Raw genomic sequence first — 19,940 nt, 5'->3', positions numbered from 1 at the left:
TGGGCTATACTGGCCGGGACAGAAGACAAGCGAGGCAGTGCATGCGTCCGACGAAGCGCGACGAGCTGATCGACAAGGCGCTGAAGACGTTCTACGCCAACGGCTTCCACGCCACCGGGATGGACCGCCTGGTGGAGGAGACCGGCATTTCCAAGACCTCCATGTACAAATACTTCCAGAGCAAGGAAGCCTTGATCCTCGCGGTGTTGCAGCGCCGCGACACGGAGTTCCGCGACTGGCTGTTCCGGCGCATGAGCAGGCTGGGCAAGACTCCGCGCGGGCAGATGCTGGCCATGTTCGACGCTTTGGAGGAGTGGTTCGAGGAACCGGGTTTCCGCGGCTGCCTTTTCGTCAAGGCGGCCTCCGAGTACCAGGACCCGGAGCACCCCATCCATGCCTTGGCGGCGACCCACAAGGCGCTGATCTACCGCCACCTGCACGGCCTGGCGGTGCAGGGCGGCGCCGGCGATCCGGCCCGGCTGGCCCGCCAGCTCCTGGTGCTGAAGGAAGGCGCCATCGTCGCCGCCCAGGTTGAGGGCTGCCGCGCCGCCGCCGCCCAGGCCAAGGACGCGGCCATGACCCTGCTGGACAACGCCCTGGCCCACTAGGTCCGGTCAAGCAGCGGCGGATCAGCTTTCCGGCTGCGCCACCCTGGAGAGCTGGGCCTCGATGGCCTTGGTCACCTTGGCGGCGGTGGGCTTGGTGGTGGTGGCGAACCAATCGACCAGCGCGCCGTCCGGGCCGATGAGGTACTTGTGGAAATTCCAGCGCGGCTTGGCGGCGAAGCCGAGCTGCGCGGCCGCCCAGCGGTAGAAGGGATGGGCCGCTTCGCCGACCACCTGCTCCTTGCTGGTCAGCGGGAAGTCGACGCTGAAGTTCACCTCGCAGAACTGCTTGATCTCCGCCTCGCTGCCCGGCTCCTGGCCGCCGAAGTCGTTGGAGGGCACGCCGAGCACCACCAGTCCGCGGTCGCGATAACGCTCCCAGACCGCCTGAAGACCTTCGTACTGCGGAGTGAAGCCGCAGCGCGAGGCGGTGTTCACCAGCAGCACCACCTTGCCCTTGAACTGCGACAGCGGCAGCGGCTGGCCCTCGATGGAGGTGAAGGCGAAATCATGGGCCGACGCCGCCGGCTCCGCAGCGGCCGCCGGGCCGCCGAGAGGTCCGGCGGCCAGGGCCAGCAAGGCGAACAACAGCAATCTGGGCGGGGAGATCTTGAACGGGGAGAAGAACATGCGGGGGCTCCGCCGGTTGCGCCTGGGACACCCCATCAGATAGGGCGGAGGGCGGCGGGATCAAATCGCCGCGCCCCGCAGGCCGCGCGGGCTTGCGGCTCAGCCGGCCGGCTCCAGAGCGATCTTGGCGGCGGCGACTTGACCCTGGTCCAGCGCCCGGAAGGCCTCCAGGCCGCCGGCCAGCGGCCGCCGCTCGACCCAGCCCAGCGCACCGAGGCGCCCGGCAGCCAGGGCCGCAAGCGCCTGGGCGAAGTCGGTCATGGTGTAGGTGTAGGTGCCGATGAAGGTCACTTCCTGCAGCGTCATCTTGCGCAGGTCGAGCCCGCCCGCGCCGTCGCCCAGGCCGATGTGCAGGATGACGCCGCCGGGCCGCACCCAGCGCGAGGCGGCCTCGCGCGTCGCCGCGTAGCCGACCGCGTCCATCACCAGGTCGGCGCCCGATTCTCCCGGGTCCTCGCCGGGGTCCGCTGCCTGGGGATCGAAGACCTCGAAACCTTCGGCGGCGACGGTCTCGCGGCGCAGGGCGTTGGTCTCCGCCACCGTCACCCGGGGGCAGCCGAAGGCGCGCAGCGAAAGCGCCGAGAGCAGGCCGATGGCGCCGCCGCCGATGACCAGCGCCCTCGTCTCCGCGAGCGGACGGTGCAGGGCGCGGGCCGCGGTGACGACGCCGTGCCAGGCCGTCGCCGCCGGCTCGGTCAGGGCCGCCTGCACGGAGGAAAGGTCATCGGGCACCGCCAGCAGGTTGCGCTCTGGCGCCGTCACCAACTCGGCGAAGCCGCCGGGGCGGTTCATCGACATCATCTGGCGCGACGGGCAGAGGTTGCCGCGGCCTTCCAGGCAATAGGCGCAGCGCCCGCAGGAGACCAGGGGGTTGATCACCACGCGCCGCCCGGCGCCCGTGCCCTCGACGACGCTACCGACAGCCTCGTGCCCCAGGATCAGCGGCGGCTTGCGGCGCTCGTCCTTGCCGTGAAAGGCATGCATGTCCGAGCCGCAGATGCAGCAGGCCTCGACCCTCAGCAGGGACTCGCCGGCGCCGGGCCGCGGGTCCTCGACCTCGCGGTAATCCAGCGCGCCGGCACCGGTATAGACGAGCGCCTTCATCTCTCCTCTCTCATTTCGCGGTAAAGCCTCCGTCGACGTAGATGACCTGGCCGGTGATGTAGGCAGAGGCGGCGGAAGCCAGGAAGATGGCGATGCCGTCCAGGTCCTCCAGGCGCCCGTTGCGCCCGATGGCGGTCTGCGCCGCCAGGGCGGCGACCCGTTCCTCGTCCTCGAAAACCGCCCCGGTCAGCGCGGTCGGAAAAAAGCCCGGCGCGATGGCGTTGGCGGTGACGCCCGCACCGGACCAGGCCTCGGCCATGGCGCGGGTGAGCTGTGCCACCCCGCCCTTGGAGGCGCCATAGGCCATGCCGTTCGGCATGGCGCGCTCCGACTGCAGCGAGGCGATGTTGATGATGCGCCCGTCGCTCTTGTCCTTCATGCCCGCCACGCAGGCCCGCGCCAGGAAGAAGGGGATGGTTAGGTTGAGGGTGATCGTGCGCTCCCAGCTCTCCGGCGTGATCGCCTCCGGCGCCTCGCGCAGGTTGATGCCGGCGGCATTGACCAGGATGTCGGGCGGCCCGAAGTCGCCGGCGGCCAGCCGCGCCACCTCCTCCATCTCCGCCGGGTCGGCGAGATCGCGGGCCAGGCCCGCCGCCCTGCCGCCGGCCGCCTTGATGGAAGCCACCGCCTCGCTCAACTGCGGCGCACGGCGGGCGACCAGCACCACCGAGGCCCCGGCGCCCGCCAGCGCCTCGCCCAGGCGCCGGCCGATGCCGCTGGAACCGCCGGTGACCAGCGCCACGCGGCCGGAGAGGTCGAAGAGGCCCGGACCGCCCGCCATGCCCTAGGCCGCCGCCGTGTCGAACTTTTCCTCGGGGAAGTACTTCTCCAGGCGGTCGTCGCCGGTGCGCGCGTGCGCCTCCATGCCTTCCAGGCGGGAGATGCGCGCCGTCACCGCCGCCACCTCGCGGTTGGCCTCGCGGGTCATGCGCTGGTAGGTGACGGTCTTGATGAACTTGTGCACCGAGAGCCCGCCGGTGTAGCGCCCTGCGCCCTTGGTCGGCAGGATGTGGTTGGTGCCGGAGCACTTGTCGCCGAAGGCCACGGTGGTTTCCTCGCCCAGGAACAGCGAGCCGTAGTTGGCCAGGTGCTGCAACCACCAGTCCAGGTCTTCGGCCTGCACCTCCAGGTGCTCGGGCGCATAGCGGTCGGAGGCGGCGCAGGCCTCCTCGCGGCTGCCGCAGAGCACCACCTCGCCGTAGTCGCGCCACGCGGCCTCTGCGGCCTTGCGCTGGGTCTCCGGCAGCTTGGCGATGAGTTCCGGCATCAGGGCCATGACGTCCTCGGCCAGCTTGCGGTCGAGCGTGACCAGCCAAGCCGGCGAGTCGGGGCCGTGCTCGGCCTGGCCCACCAGGTCGGAGGCGACGATGCGCGGATCGGCGGTGGCGTCCGCGATCACCAGGATCTCGGTCGGCCCGGCGAAGAGGTCGATGCCGACCTGGCCGAAGAGCATGCGCTTGGCCTCGGCGACGAAGCGGTTGCCCGGTCCCACCAGGATGTCGGCGGGATGGCCGGTGAAGAGACCGTAGGCCATGGCGGCGATCCCCTGCACGCCGCCCAGATTCAGGATGTGGTCGGCGCCGCAGAGGTCCATGGTGTAGAGGATGCCCGGATGGATGCCGCCGTGTTCTGCCGTGGGGACCGAGCAGGCGACGATATTCTCCACGCCCGCGACCTTTGCGGTGGCGATCGACATGATGGCCGAGGCCACGTGGGCATAGCGGCCGCCGGGCACGTAGCAGCCGGCGGTCTTCACCGGGATCAGGCGCTGGCCGGCGAAGAGCCCCGGTGACAGCTCGGTCTCGAAGTCCTGCACCGAATCGCGCTGGCGCTGGGCGAAGTCGCGCACCCGCCGGTAGGCGAAGTCGATATCGGCCTTCAGCTGCGCCGGCACCTTGGCGGCGGCCTTCTCGATGGCCTCGCGGCCGACCAGGATGTCGCCTTCCCACCTGTCCAGCTCGGCGGCGTAGCGGCGCACCCGCGCCTCGCCGCCGCCACGGACCTCCTCCAGCATCTCGGCGACGATACGGCGGGTATCCGCCTCGCCGCTGCTCGGTTGTTTCTCGGCTTTTTTCAGGTACTCGATCGCCATAGCGGCCGCCCCACAAGGTTCTTCGAAAGGTGCATGTAAGCGTTTACATAATATGTGCCGGACAGCCCCTAGAGACAAGGGTTTCCGTGGCTTTCCGCCGTGAAAACCCGACTCAGAGACCGGCCGGACCGGGGATTCTCAGTAGATGGCCCAAAGCGAGAGCGCCGGCACGAAGGCGAGCAGCAGCACCACCGCCAGCATGGACAACACGTAGGGGATGGCGCGCCGCGCAATGCCCATGACCGGCTCCCCGGTCAGCCCCGCCAGGACGAAGAGGTTGAGCCCCAGCGGCGGCGTCACGAAACCGACGCCGAGCGAGGTCACCATGAAAATGCAGAAGTGGATCTCGTTCATGCCGATGCTCTCGGCCAGCGGCAGCATGATCGGCGCCAGGATGACGATGTTGGGCGTGGTCTCCATGACGCAGCCGGCCAGGATGAAGATGCCCAGCATCAGCAGGACGATCATCGTCGGGTCCTCGGTCACGGCGGTGATCGACTGCACGAAGGTCTGCGGCACCTCCAGCGCGGCCAGCGCCTGCGCCAGCGGCAGGGCAAAGGCGATGATCGGCACGATGACGCCGTTCACCTTGGCCGAACTCAAGAGCATCTTGGGGAAGTCGTCCAGGGTCAGCGTGCCCTGCAGCAGGCCGATGACGAGGGTGGTGACCACGGCGACGGCGGCCGCCTCGGTCGGGGTGAAGACGCCGGAGTAGATGCCGCCCAGGATGATGAAGGGGATCATCAGCGCGTACTTGCCGGCCCAGACCGCGCGCAGCCAGCGCTGGAAGGAGAAGGCGATATCGGAGGCTTCGTAGCCGCGCCGCCGGTTGATGACGACGTTGGTCAGCATGATGGAGACCATGATCATCACGCCGGGCACGGCCGCCGCCAGGAACAGGGTCGAGGCGGAGATGCCGAGGATGAGGCCGATGATGATGTAGGCGATCGACGGCGGGATGAGGATGCCCGTGCAGGCCCCGGAAGCGACCAGGGCGCAGGCATAGGGCCGGGGATAACCGGCCTCCACCAGGCGCGCATAGGTGATGCGGCCCACCGCCGCCGCCCCCGCCGCGTCCGAGCCGGAGATGCAGGCGAAGAAACCGCAGCCCAGAATGGTCGACGTGCCGAAGCCCGTCTTGAGGCTGCCCATGGTCGCCTCGGCCACGTCGAGCAGCTTGCCGGAGAGGCCCGAGCGCACCAGCACGTCGCCGGTGAGGATGAACAGCGGAATGGCGATGAGGGCGAAGGTGTCGATGCCGGAGAACAGCGCTTCCCCGAAGAGGGTCAGCGGCAGCACGTCGGTCATGACCAAGAGGCCGATGGCGCCGAAACCCAGCGCCACCCAGACCGGCACGGCGAGGCAGAGCAGCACGACGATGGCCAGGAGCGGCAGGCCGACCTCCCAGCCCAGTTCGGTCGAAGCCTCGGGAATGCCGTAGAGTTGGTACATCTTTCTGCGCGCCCCTAGTCGAACAGCTTGCGGCCGGTGAAATGCGGCCGGCCTTCCCGCAGGTCGCCGATGTCGCGCCAGATCGACTGGCCGAGCCGGATCAGCATGACGGTGAAGCCGAAGGGTACGGCGATGAGAAACCACACGCGCACGATGCGCAGGCCGTCGGTGACGTTGCCGAACTTCCACGACACCAGCACCGGATCGAGCGACCAGTAGATGGCGAAGCAGGCCAGCGCCACCGTCAGCAAGTCGGCGAAGAGATAGACCAGCGCCGCGCCGCGCGGCGGCAGCAGATGGGTGATGACGTCGATACGGATGTGGGCACGGTCGCGCACCGCCACGGCGGCGCCGATCCACACGAGATAGATGAAGGCATAGCGCGCGGTCTCCTCTCCCCAGACCGAGGAATAAAGCAGCGCGAAGCGGCGCACCACCTCGAGGGCGATGACCAGGACGATGAAGCTGTAGAGAAAGAGGAGCAGCCAGCGCTCGGCGTTCTCGTCCAGCCACTTCATGGCCTCACGCATGATCCCCCTCTCGTCCTCTGGCGCTCAAGCCGGATTGGAAGGGGGCGGCTTGCGCCGCCCCCTCGCCGGGTCCAGACATCCGGAGCGTGGCGGCGCTCAGACGTCATGGACGCGGTACATACCATCGGTGTTGGCCGCATCCAGCAGCTTGTTGAAGGTCTCGATCGAGCCGCCGAGTTCCTTCTTCCAATCGTCCCACTCGGCGCGCTGGTGGCCGCCGGCCTCGGCCCAGGCAGCGATCTCGTCGGCGCTGGGCACGTAGTACTGCACCCCGGCCTTGGCCATCTCCGCCATGGCGAAGGCGCGCGAGGCCGGCACCTGCGCCAGATTCTGCTGGAGCGTGACTTCGCTGGCGAACTCGATGCCTTCGCGCACCGCGCTGGGCAGGCTCTTAAGCCATTCCAGATTGCAGGAGTAGACCTGGCTGTCGGGCACCGGCGCGTTGAAGGTGACCCAGGAGAGAATGTCCTTGAAGCCGAAGGCGTAAAGCGCCTCGACCGCCGGGTCGAGCGCGTCGGCCACGCCCTGCTTGATCGCCGCCGGCGTCTCGCCCCAGGCCACCGGCGTCGGATTGGCGCCGATCAGGCGGTAGTACTGCTGCAGGATCTTGGAGCCCGGCACGCGGAACTTGATGCCCTGCAGATCCTCCGGCGTCTTGATCGGGCCGTCGACGCCGCGGCGCAGGGCCGTGGTGCGCGGATCGATGCAGAAGTAGAACAGCGGCTTGAAGCCCTTGGCCTCGACGCGGCTGTTCACCTCCTTGTTCCAGGCATCGGAGGTTACCAGGTTGATGAACTTCTGGTTGGGGCCGACCCAGTAGGGGATGTTGATCAGGTCGACCGCCGGGGCGAAGGGCGCGAAGTTGGAAAGCGAATGCTGCGCCGCCTGGATGGTGCCGGCCTGCACCTTCTCCACCAGCTTGGTGCCGACGCCGAGCTGCCCGCCGGGGGCCAGCTTCACGTAGACGTGGCCGTTGGTCAGGTTCTGGATGTTCTCTTTGAAGTTCAGCTGCATGATCGGATAGGAGCGCGTCGTGCCGATCCGGTAGGCCGTGGCGATGGTCATGGTTTCCTTCGCCGCCGCCTGCCGCTCCTTCTCCTCGGCCGCCGTCTGGGCCAGGGCCGATTCGCTCATCAGCGTGTTGGCGCCGAGGGCGACCAGCGCCGTGGTGGCACCGTAGCGCTTTGCCGTGCGAAAGAACTCGCGGCGTTCCGGCATGCCCAGGGCCGGCAGTTGGCTCTTCTTCTCCATGTCATCTCCTCCCGTTTCTTGGTGGTCGTTCGTTGCCGTTGAAGTCGTTTGGGGCCTAGCCGTCGCCGTCGCGCGAGCCCACCGCCTTTTCACGCGCCAGGGCCGCCAAAGTGAAGCACAGCGCCGAGAACAGCAGCAGCAGGAATTCCGGCACGTCGGGCAGCAGGAAGGGCAGTTCCACCGCAAAGAGGATCTGCGCCTTGCCAAGCAGCACGTTGAGGCAGAACAGTAAGAAAAGCAGCGCGCAAACCCTTATCAGCCAGCGCGCACGCCGGGCGCTGGTCTGGTCGACCACTGGCCTGCGTCCTGACGGACTTTCGGAGTTCGCCGGCATGTCCCATCCCTGGGCAAAGCACCCCGCCGGCCGCTTTGCGCCGCCGCCCAGGGCCTTGCCTTGTTATTCGCCCGGGTGTCCACCCGTCCCCGCACCGCCCCGGCGCGAAGTAAGCGTTTACATTATTGAGCCCAGTTTAGCGAAATGCAGCCCGGTCCTGTCAACCGGGAATCTCGACGAGAGGCACCTCCGCGGTCTTTTTTTGTCTGGTTGACCCGGCCCTTTCCTTGGGAAAAGATGGCCGCGAGCAAGAATGCAACCCGCTACAATCCTGGGGCCACTGTCCCCGCCTGGGGGAAGGGGCTTGAGCAAGCGCTTACAGAAACGCAGCAAACGCAACGAGCAGCCGCCGGCCACCTTGAAGGATGTGGCGGTCCGGGCCGGGGTTTCCACGGCCACCGTCAGCCGCGTCCTCAACGCCCAGGGCAGGGTCAACCGCGAGACCGAGGCCAAGGTGACGGCCGCCGTGGCCGCCCTCGGCTATGTGCCGCACGCCGCCGCGCGCGCCCTGGCCTCGCGCCGCTCGCGCACCATCGGCGCCGTGACCGCCGCCCTCGACAACCCGATCTTCGCCAAAGGCATCCAGGCCCTGGAGCACCGGCTGGAGCAGTCCGGCTACGGCCTGCTGGTGGCGTCTTCCAACTACGAGCCGCAGCGCGAACTCAAACAGGTACGGACCATGGTGGAGCGCGGCATCGACGCCATCATGCTGCAGGGCGACAACCACCTGCCGGAGGTCTACCTGCTGCTTCAGCGCAAGGGCATCCCCTATATCAACACCTGGGTCTACGACGCCGCGGCGCCGCATCCCTGCTGCGGTTTCAACAACGAGACCGCAGGACGCAGCATCGCCGAATACCTGCTGGATCTCGGCCATCGGGAGATCGCCATGGTCGGCGGCATCACCACCGGCAACGACCGGGCGCGCGGCCGCATCAAGGGCGTGCGCACGGCCTTGCAGGCACGCGGCCTGGACCTTCGCCCCGAGCGCCTGGTGGAGCGCCCCTATACCATCAGCGACGGCCGCGACGGACTGCGCGAAATCCTGGCGGCGCCGGGCACGGCCCCGCGTCCCACCGCGGTCATCGGCGGCAACGACCTGCTGGCCATCGGCGTCATCCTGGAGGCCCAGCAGTCCGGCCTGACGGTGCCGGGCGACCTCTCGGTGGCCGGCTTCGACGACATCGAGCTGGCGGCCAACATCGCCCCGGCGCTGACCACCGTCCATGTGCCGGTGGAGGACATCTGCACCCTGGCCGGCGACTTCCTGGTCGCCCGCGTCGAAGGGCGCCCGGCGCGCGACCACCTGGCCCTGGAAGCGCGCCTCGTGGTGCGCCAGTCGACGGCGCGGCCCGGCGGGCGGCGGTGATGCGGCTGCGCGAGACCACCGAGGCCGACCTTCCCGCCATCCAGCAGGTCCACCGACAAGCCTTCGGCCAGGAGGAGGAAGCCGCACTGACCGGCGCCATCCTGGCCGACCCCACGGCCGAGCCGGTGCTCTCGCTGCTCGCGGAAGAAGACGGCGAAGTCCTGGGCCATGTGCTGTTTTCCGGGGCTCGCCTCAGCGATCCGCAGAGCGGCCGCCGGGCCGCCATCCTGGCGCCCTTGGCGGTCGCGCCCGGCGCACAGGGCAAGGGGACCGGCGGCGCGCTGGTCCGGAGCGGACTGGAGCGCCTGCGCGAGGCCGGCGTTACCCTGGTCTTCGTGCTCGGCGACCCCGCCTACTACAACCGCTTCGGCTTCGCGCCCGCGACACCGCAGGGGCTCACGGCGCCCTATAGCCTTCCCAAGGCCTACGCCGAGGCCTGGATGGTGCGGGCCTTGCGCGACGGCGCCCTAGGTGAGGCGCGAGGCAGCGTCATCTGCTGCGACGCGCTGATGCGGCCGGAGCTGTGGCGGGAATAACCGCTAGATCTCAAAAGGTTTGAGCAGACTCACAGGGCCGGTGGATCGCCCTCGGCGATTCCAGCCGGCCCTGATCTGCTCTAGTGCGTTGCGGGCTACTGCGCGGCCAGTTGGAAGGGCTGCTCGGATTTTCCGGCGGCGCCCTTGGCGCCGTCCTCGGGCAGCAGCAGGGACAGCAGCGGCGGAATGATCGCCAGGGTCAGCAGCGCCGAGAGGCTGAGGCCGCCGATCACCACCGAGCCGAGGCCGCGGTAGAGCTCCGAGCCCGCGCCGGGAAAGACCGCCAGCGGCAGCAGGCCGAAAGTCGAGGTCAGGGTCGACATGAAGATCGGCCGGATGCGGTTGCGCGTGGCCTGCAGGATCGCCTCCGAGGAGTCCATGCCGCCACGGCTGTTCTGCAGCGCCTGATCGACCAGCAGGATGGCGTTGTTCACCACGATGCCGATGAGGATGACGAAGCCCAGCATGGTCAGCATGTCGAGCGGCTGGGCGACGTAGGTGTTGAGCGCGGCGAGGCCCAGCAGACCGCCGGCGGTGGCCAGCGGCACCGAGAGCATGATGATCAAGGGATAGACCAGACTCTCGTAGAGGACCGAAATCACCAGATAGACGATGATCAGCGCCACCACCAGGTTGAGCTGCAAGGCGCCCCAGGTTTCCGAGAGATCGTCGGCGGCGCCACTGAGGCTGAGCTTCATGCCGGCGCCGAGGGCCCCGGCCTCCAGCGGGGCCACCACCTGCTCGCGCACCACCTCGATTGCGTCCTGCAGGGGCATCGACTTGGGCGGCGTGATGATCACGGTGATGGCGCGTTCGCGGTCGACGTGCAGGATCTCGGTGGGCCCGCTGGTCAGCTCGATGTCGGCCAGGGAATCGGCGGGCAGCACCAGCCCGGTGCCGGTGACGATGGGCAGGGCGTTGATGCCTTGCGTATTCGTGACCAGCCCCTCCGGCCCCATGAGCGTCACATCGATGCGCCGGCTGCCCAGGTTGACCTCCGCGACGCGGGTGCCGTCGTTCATGGTGTCGATGGAGATCGCCAGATCGCGGGCCGTCAGCTTGGCCTTGGCCAGCCGGCGCAGGTCCGGCGTCACGCGGATCTCGGGCGCGCCCAGCTCCAGGCCCGGATCGACGCGCACCTGCAGCCCGCGGGTGCCGGCGAAGGCCTTCTCGACCAGCTCGTCGGCCTGCCCGGCCACGGCGATGATGTCCTCGATCGCCGGACCGGTCACGTTCAGGTAGATGGTGCGCGAGCCGCCGATGGAGCGCCCGAAGATCGAGGACTGGGAGACGAAGCCCCGGGTGCCCGGGTCCGCCGAGACCGCCTTCTTGAGGATCGGCACCAGTTCGCCGGCGCGGTCGATCTCGGTGGCGCTGGCGCCGACGAACATGATGTTGCGCAGGGCGACGAAGAAGAAGTTCTCGATGTGCGGCGGGTCGCCTTCCTTGGCCGCTCCCTGTGCCTCGCTGAGCCAGTAGGGCCTGGTCGCGGCTTCGATGCGCTCGGCCAGCTCGAAGGTGGTGGCGAGGTTGTAGCCGGGCGGGGGCTGGACGCGGGAGAAGACGAAATTGCGGTTGCCGTCCGGCAGGTAGTCGAGGCGCGGCATGAAGAGATAGGTGGCCAGCGCCGCCCCGCCGCAGATCACCGCCACCACCCCCAGGGCCGCCATGCGGCTGGCGATGACCCGCCGGACGACCGCCAGCACGCCACGCACGAAGAGCCCCGCCAAGGGGTCGATGACCGGCAGGCGGAAACGCTTGGCGAAGTCGTTCTGCGCCGCGCCCTTCGTCTTCCTGGCACCCCCCTTCTTGTTGGCCAGCATCTTGTTCGAGAGCGTGGGGATCACCGTGATGGCGACCAGCAGCGACAGCAACACCGAGACCGAAATGGCCACGGCGATGTCGCGGAACAGCTGGCCCGCCGGCAGGTCGAGCAACAGTATGGGGATGAAGACCACGACGGTGGTCAGCGCCGAGGCCAGAATCGCACCCCAGACCTGGCGCGCGCCTTCGCGCGCCGCCGCGGCCGAATGCGCGCCGCCCTGGCGCAGGCGGAAGATGTTCTCCAGCACCACGATGGCGGCATCGACCACCATGCCCACGGCGAAGGCGATGCCGGCCAGGGAGATGACGTTCAGCGAGCGCCCGACCAGGGCCATGGCCACGAAGGTGGCGATGACCGAGATGGGGATCGAGACCACCACCACCGCCGTGGCGCGCCAGGAGCGCAGGAAGAGCATGAGGATCAGCGCGGCCAGCGCACCGCCGACGAAGATGTTCTGCTCCACCAGTTCGATGGCGGATTTGATGTAGATGGTCTCGTCATAGAATACGACCAGTTCGACCCCTTCGAAGCGCAGCGGCCCTTCGTTCAGCTCGCGCACCGCCCGGCGCAGCCCCTCCATGGTCTCGATGACGTTGGCGCCGCCCTCGCGCACCACGTTGAGGCGGATCATCGGCTGGCCGTTGAAGCGCCGGTTGCTGGTCGGGTCTTCGTAGTCCAGGCGCACCTGGGCGATGTCGCCTACGGTGACGTCGGCCAAGCGTCCGCCGCCGGAGGGCCCGCTGCCCGGGTCGTAGGTGGTCTGCAGCACCACGCTGCGCACCTTCTCCACCGTCGCGGTTTCGGAATCGGTGCGCACGATGTAGCGGCGCTTGCCCTCCTCCACCGCGCCGGCGGTCAGCGTGACGTTGGCGTCGCGCAGGGCCTGCAGCACCCGCGGCACGGTCAGCCCGTAGCCCGCCAGAACCGCAGGTTCGACGATGACCTGCAACTCGCGCGCGCTGCCGCCGGCGTAGTCGACCTGAGAGACGCCGGGCACGCGCTGCAGGCGGTCGGCGACCACGTCCTCGACCAGGTCGCCGTAGGTGTCGATGTCGCGGCTATTGCCGTCCAACCGCGTCATCGCCAGGCGGGCGATGGGCACGTCCTCCGAGCCGGAAGTGCGGATCGAAGGCTCGCCGGCTTCGGCCGGCAGGTCCGAGACGTTGCCCAGCCGGTTGGACACCAGCATGAAGGCGCGGTCCATGTTCTGGCCGATGTTGAACTCCAGGGTGATGCGGCTGCGCCCGAGGTCGGAATCGCTCGACATCTCGGCCACGCCCTCGACCCCGGCGAGTTCCTCTTCCAGGCGGTTGGTGATCTCGCGCTCGACCTCCAGGGGCGAAGCCCCGGACCAGGAGGTGGTGACCTGCAGCACCGGACGGCGCACGTCCGGGGTGAGCTGAATGGGAATGGTCTGCAGGGCGACGAGGCCGAGCGCCAGGACGATGAGCACCCCAGCGGCCACCGCCGTCGGCCGCCTGATCGCGAAACCGATGATATCCATTCAGTTGCTACCCGCCAAAGCCGGCCACCCGAAGCCAGCGCCAAAGATTATGCGGTTGCTTTTCGATCTAGCGCAACGGCTAGCTGCGGCAAGCGGCAGCGCCGGAATCGCGGAAATCCGCCGGTTTCCTTGCAGGTTTGTACGAAGGCGGGGCAGCGGCCATCCCCACCGGCGCAGCCTGCGGCACCGGGGACCTAGTCCGCCGGGTCCGGGATCCAGCCGACGGCGACGGCGCCCTCGACCGGCGGCGCGACGGCGCGCGCGAAGATCGCGCGCTTCAGCTCCGCGGCCTGCCAGTCGGGATGGGCCGCCTTGAGGCGCGCGGCCAGGGCGGCGACGCGCGGCACCGCGAAGCTGGAGCCGGAGCCCTCCGCCGGCTGGCCGTCGAACCCGGTGACGCGGCGGTGTTCCGCCGGCACCAGCAGGTCGACGCTGACCGCGCCCCAGTTGGAGCCGGGCGCCGGGAGGCCCGTGGCATCCGAGGAGGTCACCACGATCATGTTGTCCAGGGACAGGCTGGCCGGATAAAGCGGGCGCCCGCCCGCCCCGCCCCCTCTGGCGTCACGGGCATCGATGTCGCGGCCGTCATTGCCGGCGGAGGCGACGAAAAGCAGCCGCGGATGAGCCCGGGCCGCCGCCTCGAAGGCCAGCCAGTCGGCCTGCTTGGTGCTGCCGAGCGGCAGCATCACCACCGCGGCCCCGGCCTCGGCGGCGGCGGCCACCACGTCGCTCATGCGGGACATGTCCGGACGCGGATAGCGGAAGGGCGCCAGCCGCGCCGCGGGCGCCTCGGCCAGCAACTGACTCGCCACCTCGGTACCGTGGCGGATCGGGAAGAAGGGCGAACGGCTGGTATCGCCGTCGAAGGGCCGCGGGTCCAGGTCCCAGAAGTCGTAGCCCAGGCTGCGCCCCGCCGCGTCGCGGGCCAGGCGCGATGCGATCTGCGGCAGCAGGTAGTTCACGCCGCTGTCGACATGGGCGACGGTCACGCCGCCGCCGGCGCCCGCGCCCGGCGGCGCCGCGGGAACCGGCTCCGGGACTGCCTCGGGAACTGGGGGATCCAGCGGTTCGCGCCCGGCGACGGTCGTCAGGTCGGGCGCCAGCAGCAGCAGTTCGGAGGCGGTGCCGCCGCGATAGCTGAGCGCGCGCGCCAGTTGCAGGACGCAGTCGCCGCCGGTCAAGGCCAACAGCAGCGGGCGGTCGCTGGAAAGCACCCGCGCCTCGATGGCCAGGCGGCGCAGGACGCCGCCGGGCCTGAGCGCCGTCACCTGCAGCGCCAGGTCCGCCGCGCCGTTGACCAGGCGGATCTCGCGCCGCAGCCAGGCCTCCGGCGGCCCCGTCTCCTCGACCTCGCTCAGCAGATAGCCGGGCAGGCGCGTTTCCAGCAGCTCCGGCGCCTCGGCGCCGTCGGGGCAGAGCGCGCCGGCGGCGGCGCGCACCGCCTGCGCGGCCTCGCGGGGCGGCGCCGCGGCGGATGGTCCGGCCAAGACCGTCAGCAAGGCAGCCGCCAGGAACAAGCGGCCGCCACCTCCATCCCGCAGGTATCCCGGCCTGGTGCGGCCGCGCATCGCGCTCTCCGTGCATGAAAGAGACCCGACTTCGCCACAGGCGGCGCGGCGGCACAAGGAGGTTCTATTTGTGCCCGGCAGGCAATGATCCCTTTCCCGAAGGCCGCATTTTCTTTCTCCGCCCAAGGCTCACCTCTAAGACCGCCCTTCTTCCGGGCCCTGAAACAGCCGGCCCGGGCGCCGCCGCCGAGACGAGGAGACAGCCATGACCGGAAGTGCCGCAGCCGTTTTGCCCCGCGAGCCCCAAGCGCCATCCATAGCGGCAGTGACGGCGCCGCTGAATTTCATCGTTCCCCAGGCGGAGAAGCCGGTGCTGGAAAGTTCCGCGCTGACCGGCGGCGCGCCGCGCGAGCTTTTCGCCACCACGGCGCGCGAGGTCGACATCCTGGACCTGCGTCCCTTGGCCGAGTCCTTCTCGCTGGATCGCGAGGGTTTTGTCCTGCGCCAGGCACCGACCGCCGTCGACGACCCCTACGACGACCGGGCCGTCGAGGCGATCTACTATTCCGAGATCGAGGCCCTGCTGAAGCGCGAACTGGGCGCCAGCCGCGTCGCTGTCTTCGACGCCACCCGGCGCTCCGACGCGGCGGCCGGCGCGGCCAACCGCGACGGCGCGCGCGGCCCGGCCGGGCGGGTGCATGTCGACTACACGGCAACCAGCGGCCCGCGCCGCGCGGCGGACGTGCTGGGCAAGAGCGAGATGGCGCGCCTCAGCGCCCAGGGCGCGCGCATTGTGCAGGTCAACGCCTGGCGGCCGATCCGCGGCCCGGTGCAGCGCGCGCCCCTGGCCCTGGCCGACGCCGCCAGCGTGCGGCCCAGGGCGCTGGTCGCCACCGACCAGATCTTCCCCGACCGCGTCGGCGAGATCTATCACCTGGCCTACGAGGAAGGGCAGCGCTGGTTCTACGCGCCGGAGATGACGCGCGAGGAGGTGCTGCTGATCAAGGGTTGGGACAGCCTGGACGACGGGCGGGCCCGCTTCACGCCGCACAGCGCCTTCACGCCGCCGCGGCAGCGCAGCGACGCCCCGCCCCGCGAAAGCATCGAGATCAGAACCTTCGCGGTCATCGAATAGAGCCGCGGCCCCGCGCCTTCAGTCGTGACGGCTGAAGGCGCCGTGCCGGGCGCCGCGCGTCAGCTTGGCGAAGTCCTCCGCCGTCACCTGCAGCAAGGTGGCGTGGTCGCCGCCTTCGAGGTAGGCCTCGGGCTGGCCGGCGAGACTGTCGTCGACCACGGTTTCAAGCCCGTAAGGCGTCCCCATCGGCGGCACCGCGCCCAGCGCGCAGTCGGGAAAGGCATCGGCGACTTCATCCTCGTCGGCCAGCCGCAGCTTGCGGCCGGTCAGGCGCGACAGCCGGTCCATCTCCAGGTGATGCGAAGCGGGGATCACGGCAAGCAAATAGCCTTCGGCATCCTTCACCAGAACACCCTTGGCCACGCAATCTCCCGGAACGTGGCTCGCCTGCGCAGTGCGCGACGCCGAGAGCGTTTTCTCGTGCGTCACGGTCTGGGGCTCGACCCCGTTTTCCCGGAGATAGCTTTGCAGTGTCGACGTGATCGTCATGGTCTTACCCTCCGATCCATTGCGACCTGAAAAGTTTAGAGCCTTTTACGGCCAAATTGAACCATTCTGCCGGAGTGGGTTTGCGGCAAGGTCTAGGGGTTTGGCGCCGGCCATAGCGGCGCTATGGCCAAGGCGAAGGCCGCCGACATTGGTGCAAAACCGCCCGGCCCTTCGGGTTTGCGAGCGGCAGGCGCCCGCTGCGGCGGCAGGCTGGCCCGATGCGCCGTATCGCGCTGCGCCTGTCTCCTGACGGATCGCCGCACCGCTCGCAAACAGAATTGATTCAATTTGACCGTAAAAGGCTCTGGAACCGCCGCAGACGCGAATCAATTGCCGCCGCTGCCGTAGGGGCGGGTCAGCACCTCCAGGAGATGACCGTCGGGGTCGTTGAAGTAGACGCCGCGGCCGCCGTCGTTGTGGTTGATTTCACCGGGGCGCTGCCTGCCCGGGTCGGCCCAGTACACCAGTCCCCGTTCGGCGATGCGCACGAAGACGGCGTCGAAGTCGTCCTCGCCGATCAGGAATGCGTAGTGCTGCGGCGCGACCTCGCCCTCCTTCTCCAGGAAATCGAGTGACACGCCGTTGTCCAGTTCCACCACCAGGAAGTGAGAGAAGGACGCGGGCGCCGGCCGCCCCAGTATCTCGGCCAGGAAGGCGGCCGACTTCCGCTTGTCGTTGCACCAGACGATGGTGTGATTGAGTTCGATGGTCATGGAGACCTCGCTTGGGAAGAGCGCCGCGCGGCCGCGAGCCGTTCTTCGCCATGAATATTGCACAGCTTGGACAAGTAATATAATCGAGCCCCTCCGGATGATCGATACCGGACGGACCTCGACGCCCGTTCCGGCACGACGCAGGTGCGGTATTCTTTGCGACAGAAGGTGGAACATGGCCAACGACAACGACGAATACGTTTACGACGAAGCGACGGGCGAATGGCGTCCGGCCGCGGAGATGGCCGCCGCCGCCGAGGCCGATGAGGCCGCGGTCCGCGATGCCTCCGGAAATATTCTCGCCGACGGCGACTCGGTGACCCTTATCAAGGACCTGAAGGTGAAGGGCGCCAATCAGACCCTGAAGCAGGGCACAGTGATCAAGTCGATCCGCCTCACGGACAACGATCAGGAGATCGACTGCCGCTACGAAGGGATAAAGGGCCTTGTCCTGCGCACGGAGTTTGTCCGAAAGCGCTAAAAGGCCGCCGCCTTTCCGCGCCAAGGCAGCGAGGATCAAGGCCTTGGCATGCCAACCATGGAGGGTGGAAGGATGACTCCCCGGGATCCCGGCGTCCTTGCGCTGATCTGTCTTCTGCTGGGCGCCTGCGCCGCCGATCCCGGGCAGCCGACCGCCAAGGCGCAGACGACGGTCACCGGCGCCCTCACCTACCGGGAGCGTATCGCCCTGCCGCCGGGCGCTACCGCGCGGATCACCTTGAGCGACGTCTCCATCGCCGACCGCGCCGCGCCGCTCTTGGCCGAGCAGTCGATCGACCTCTCCGGACAGCAGGTGCCCATCGACTTCACCCTGGACCTGTCGCGCAGCGATCTCGATCCACGCGGCCGCTACGCGGTGCGCGGCAGCGTCCTCGATGCCCGGGGGCGGCTGCTGTGGACCACCGACACGACGCACCTCATCGATCCCGCGCAGAGCGCCAACCACCTCGGCCCGCTGATGCTGGTGCCCACCGCAGCGGCCGAAGACGCTGCGGCGGCGGATCGCCTGCGCGGCGCCGAATGGCGGGTGGAAGACATCGGCCGGCGCGGCATCGTCGATTTCTCCCGCGTCTCGATGACTTTCGGTGGCGACGGGCGCATCACCGGCCTGACCGGCTGCAACAGCTATTCGCTCACTTACAGGATATCCGGCGGCAGGCTGTCCATCGGACAGGGGGCCAACACGCTGCGCGCCTGCCTGCCGGCCCTGGACGATCAGCAGCGGAGATTCCTGCGGATACTCTCCCAGGTTTCCCGTTTCGAGTTCACCGAGGACGGCGCGCTGATTCTCTCGACGCCGGAGGGCGAGGCCCTGACGGCCCGTCGCTAGATCAGCCGCCGCGCGGCTTGGTCCGCTCGGGAGGGAAGATCAGGGAAATCCGGCTGCCTTCGCCGGGCGTGCTGACGATGCTCAGCCTGCCGCCGTGCGCCTCGATCATGCGCTTGGTCAACGTCAGGCCCAGGCCCGTGCCCTGCTGGGCCTGGGTATAGGAATCGTCGGCGCGGGTGAAGGGCTCCAGCAGATGCGGCACCTGATCCACCGCCATGCCGATCCCATTGTCCGCCACTTCCAGTTCAACACCGCCGCCGGGCCCGACTTCGGCACGCAGCGTCACACGGCCGCCGGCGGGCGTGTATTTCACCGCATTGGAGAGCAGGTTCAGCAACATCTGGCGCAGCACGCGGGCATCGGCCAGCAGCGCCGGCAGCGGCCCGGCCTCCTGCGCCAACTCGATGCTCTTTTCGACCGCCGCCGGGCGCACCAGCCGCAGGCAGGCCTCCGCCATCTCCGCAACATCGACCAGTTCGTCGTCGATTTTCAAACGGCCGACATCCAATGAAGTCATGTCCAGGATGTCGTTGATGATCTCCAGCAACTGCCGGCCGGCGCTGTTCAGGTCGCCCGCGTATTCGACATACTTCTCGTGGCCCAGCGGGCCCAGAAGCTCATCGCGGAAGACTTCAGAGAAGCCGATGATGGCATTCAGGGGCGTGCGCAGCTCGTGGCTGACGTTGGCCAGGAACTGGGACTTGCTGCGGTTCGCCGCATCGGCCTGGATGCGGGCCTCGCGCAGATCCTTCTCACGCTGGATTCGCCGGGAAATGTCGCGGAAAAATCCCACCAGCATCGGCGTGCCGCCGATCACCGTCGGGCGGGCGACGATCTCCACCGGGACGACGAGTCCGCAGGCTGTCTGGATTTCGGCCTCGGGCACCAAGACCCGGCCCTTCTCGATGTGCTCGCGGAACAGCCGGCTATAGGTCTCGCTGGTGCCGCTGGGGTGCAGCTCGGTCTGGTGCAAACCCAGCAGATCTTCCGTGGGGCAGTTGAACAGTTCGGCCGCGCGCGCGTTGACATCGGTAATCCGCCCGCTTTCCGCGTCGGCCAGCAGGATGGCGTCGCTGCAGGCATCCAGGATGGCGCGGTGCTTCTCCTCCGACGTCGCGAGTTGGCGCTGCCACCGACGGCGCTCGGACACGTCGCGCAGGATCGCCGTCACCGCCGGCGCGCCGCGGCGGGCATCACCGTGCTTCAGGATCGTCGCCTCGGCATGAAATTCGCTGCCGTCGCGGCGCCTGCCGATGATCTCGCCACGCTCTCCCATGAAGCGGCTGGCGACGTTCTCGCCGAGGAAACGGTCGAGATGGCGGTGATGACTGTCGCGAAAGCGCGCCGGGATCAGAATATCCAGCGGCTGGCCGACGATGTCGTCCTCGGGATAGCCGAAAGCCATCACTGCCGCGGCGTTGACCAGCACGATGCGGCCGCCGTCGTCGATGGTGATCACCGCTTCGGCCATGTGCTGGAAAATTTCGGAAACCGTAGCGTGGTTACTGTCGGTCATGGCAAAGCACCGGCGCC

The 19,940-nt window shown here is 68.7% G+C and carries 19 protein-coding genes; 6 read left to right on the top strand and 13 right to left on the bottom strand.

The genetic code is table 11. The features are described 5' to 3' along the window. Positions 1–41 precede the first annotated feature (41 nt). A complete protein-coding gene (locus AAFN88_RS05045; RefSeq protein WP_347518702.1) occupies positions 42–608 on the top strand; it encodes a TetR family transcriptional regulator in 567 nt (188 codons plus the stop codon). A 21-nt stretch (positions 609–629) separates the two neighbouring features. Here AAFN88_RS05045 and AAFN88_RS05040 read toward each other — a convergent pair whose 3' ends face one another. From AAFN88_RS05040 to AAFN88_RS05005, 8 genes are all read right to left on the bottom strand, one after another. Then, positions 630–1,235: a glutathione peroxidase gene (locus tag AAFN88_RS05040; protein ID WP_347518700.1), complete on the bottom strand. Its 606-nt coding sequence runs from the start codon at positions 1,233–1,235 to the stop codon at positions 630–632. A 99-nt stretch (positions 1,236–1,334) separates the two neighbouring features. Then, the gene (locus AAFN88_RS05035) at positions 1,335–2,339 is read right to left on the bottom strand and encodes an alcohol dehydrogenase catalytic domain-containing protein (protein WP_347518699.1); all 1,005 of its coding nucleotides are present in this window, start codon (positions 2,337–2,339) and stop codon (positions 1,335–1,337) included. Between the two features lie 10 nt (positions 2,340–2,349). After that, positions 2,350–3,120, bottom strand: coding sequence for an SDR family oxidoreductase (locus AAFN88_RS05030; RefSeq protein WP_347518697.1), 771 nt, complete (start codon positions 3,118–3,120; stop codon positions 2,350–2,352). A 3-nt stretch (positions 3,121–3,123) separates the two neighbouring features. Next, entirely contained in the window at positions 3,124–4,431 is a 1,308-nt protein-coding gene (hisD, locus tag AAFN88_RS05025) for a histidinol dehydrogenase (protein WP_347518695.1), read from the bottom strand. A 138-nt stretch (positions 4,432–4,569) separates the two neighbouring features. Then, a complete protein-coding gene (locus tag AAFN88_RS05020) occupies positions 4,570–5,883 on the bottom strand; it encodes a TRAP transporter large permease (protein WP_347518694.1) in 1,314 nt (437 codons plus the stop codon). A gap of 14 nt (positions 5,884–5,897) precedes the next feature. Beyond that, positions 5,898–6,413, bottom strand: a complete 516-nt coding sequence (locus AAFN88_RS05015) for a TRAP transporter small permease (protein ID WP_347518692.1) — start codon at positions 6,411–6,413, stop codon at positions 5,898–5,900. A 96-nt stretch (positions 6,414–6,509) separates the two neighbouring features. Then, positions 6,510–7,664: a TRAP transporter substrate-binding protein gene (locus tag AAFN88_RS05010; RefSeq protein WP_347518690.1), complete on the bottom strand. Its 1,155-nt coding sequence runs from the start codon at positions 7,662–7,664 to the stop codon at positions 6,510–6,512. Positions 7,665–7,719: 55 nt separating this feature from the next. Next, complete coding sequence (locus tag AAFN88_RS05005; protein ID WP_347518688.1) at positions 7,720–7,959, bottom strand: hypothetical protein; 240 nt, start codon at positions 7,957–7,959, stop codon at positions 7,720–7,722. 343 nt (positions 7,960–8,302) lie between these two features. Between AAFN88_RS05005 and AAFN88_RS05000 the strand changes: the two genes are divergently transcribed. Then, the gene (locus AAFN88_RS05000) at positions 8,303–9,367 is read left to right on the top strand and encodes a substrate-binding domain-containing protein (protein WP_347518687.1); all 1,065 of its coding nucleotides are present in this window, start codon (positions 8,303–8,305) and stop codon (positions 9,365–9,367) included. Continuing rightward, on the top strand, positions 9,367–9,903 hold the full coding sequence (locus AAFN88_RS04995; RefSeq protein ID WP_347518685.1) for an N-acetyltransferase: 537 nt from the start codon (positions 9,367–9,369) through the stop codon (positions 9,901–9,903). Before AAFN88_RS05000 ends, AAFN88_RS04995 begins: the two co-directional genes overlap by 1 nt. A gap of 95 nt (positions 9,904–9,998) precedes the next feature. Here the strand turns inward: AAFN88_RS04995 and AAFN88_RS04990 are convergent, their stop codons facing one another. After that, positions 9,999–13,232, bottom strand: coding sequence for an efflux RND transporter permease subunit (locus tag AAFN88_RS04990; protein WP_347518683.1), 3,234 nt, complete (start codon positions 13,230–13,232; stop codon positions 9,999–10,001). A gap of 194 nt (positions 13,233–13,426) precedes the next feature. Further along, on the bottom strand, positions 13,427–14,749 hold the full coding sequence (locus tag AAFN88_RS04985) for a S8 family serine peptidase (protein WP_347518682.1): 1,323 nt from the start codon (positions 14,747–14,749) through the stop codon (positions 13,427–13,429). A gap of 256 nt (positions 14,750–15,005) precedes the next feature. On the opposite strand from AAFN88_RS04985, the gene AAFN88_RS04980 reads away from it, so the two are divergent. Further along, complete coding sequence (locus AAFN88_RS04980) at positions 15,006–15,875, top strand: CmcJ/NvfI family oxidoreductase (protein ID WP_347518680.1); 870 nt, start codon at positions 15,006–15,008, stop codon at positions 15,873–15,875. An 18-nt stretch (positions 15,876–15,893) separates the two neighbouring features. On the opposite strand, the gene AAFN88_RS04975 is transcribed toward AAFN88_RS04980, so the two are convergent. Both AAFN88_RS04975 and AAFN88_RS04970 read right to left on the bottom strand, forming a co-directional pair. Further along, complete coding sequence (locus tag AAFN88_RS04975) at positions 15,894–16,364, bottom strand: YbaK/EbsC family protein (protein ID WP_347518678.1); 471 nt, start codon at positions 16,362–16,364, stop codon at positions 15,894–15,896. 326 nt (positions 16,365–16,690) lie between these two features. Then, positions 16,691–17,077, bottom strand: coding sequence for a VOC family protein (locus tag AAFN88_RS04970; RefSeq protein ID WP_347518676.1), 387 nt, complete (start codon positions 17,075–17,077; stop codon positions 16,691–16,693). A gap of 175 nt (positions 17,078–17,252) precedes the next feature. Between AAFN88_RS04970 and AAFN88_RS04965 the strand changes: the two genes are divergently transcribed. Together AAFN88_RS04965 and AAFN88_RS04960 are read left to right on the top strand one after the other, a co-directional pair. Further along, a complete protein-coding gene (locus tag AAFN88_RS04965) occupies positions 17,253–17,558 on the top strand; it encodes a zinc ribbon domain-containing protein YjdM (RefSeq protein ID WP_347518674.1) in 306 nt (101 codons plus the stop codon). A gap of 72 nt (positions 17,559–17,630) precedes the next feature. Continuing rightward, complete coding sequence (locus AAFN88_RS04960) at positions 17,631–18,407, top strand: YbaY family lipoprotein (RefSeq protein WP_347518673.1); 777 nt, start codon at positions 17,631–17,633, stop codon at positions 18,405–18,407. Between the two features lies 1 nt (position 18,408). Here the strand turns inward: AAFN88_RS04960 and AAFN88_RS04955 are convergent, their stop codons facing one another. Next, positions 18,409–19,923: a PAS domain-containing sensor histidine kinase gene (locus tag AAFN88_RS04955; protein ID WP_347518672.1), complete on the bottom strand. Its 1,515-nt coding sequence runs from the start codon at positions 19,921–19,923 to the stop codon at positions 18,409–18,411. Positions 19,924–19,940: the final 17 nt, after the last annotated feature.

Source organism: Pelagibius sp. CAU 1746, assembly GCF_039839785.1.
In the GTDB taxonomy this organism is placed as follows: Bacteria; Pseudomonadota; Alphaproteobacteria; order Kiloniellales; family Kiloniellaceae; genus Pelagibius.
This window is presented reverse-complemented; position numbering and strand designations above follow the sequence as displayed.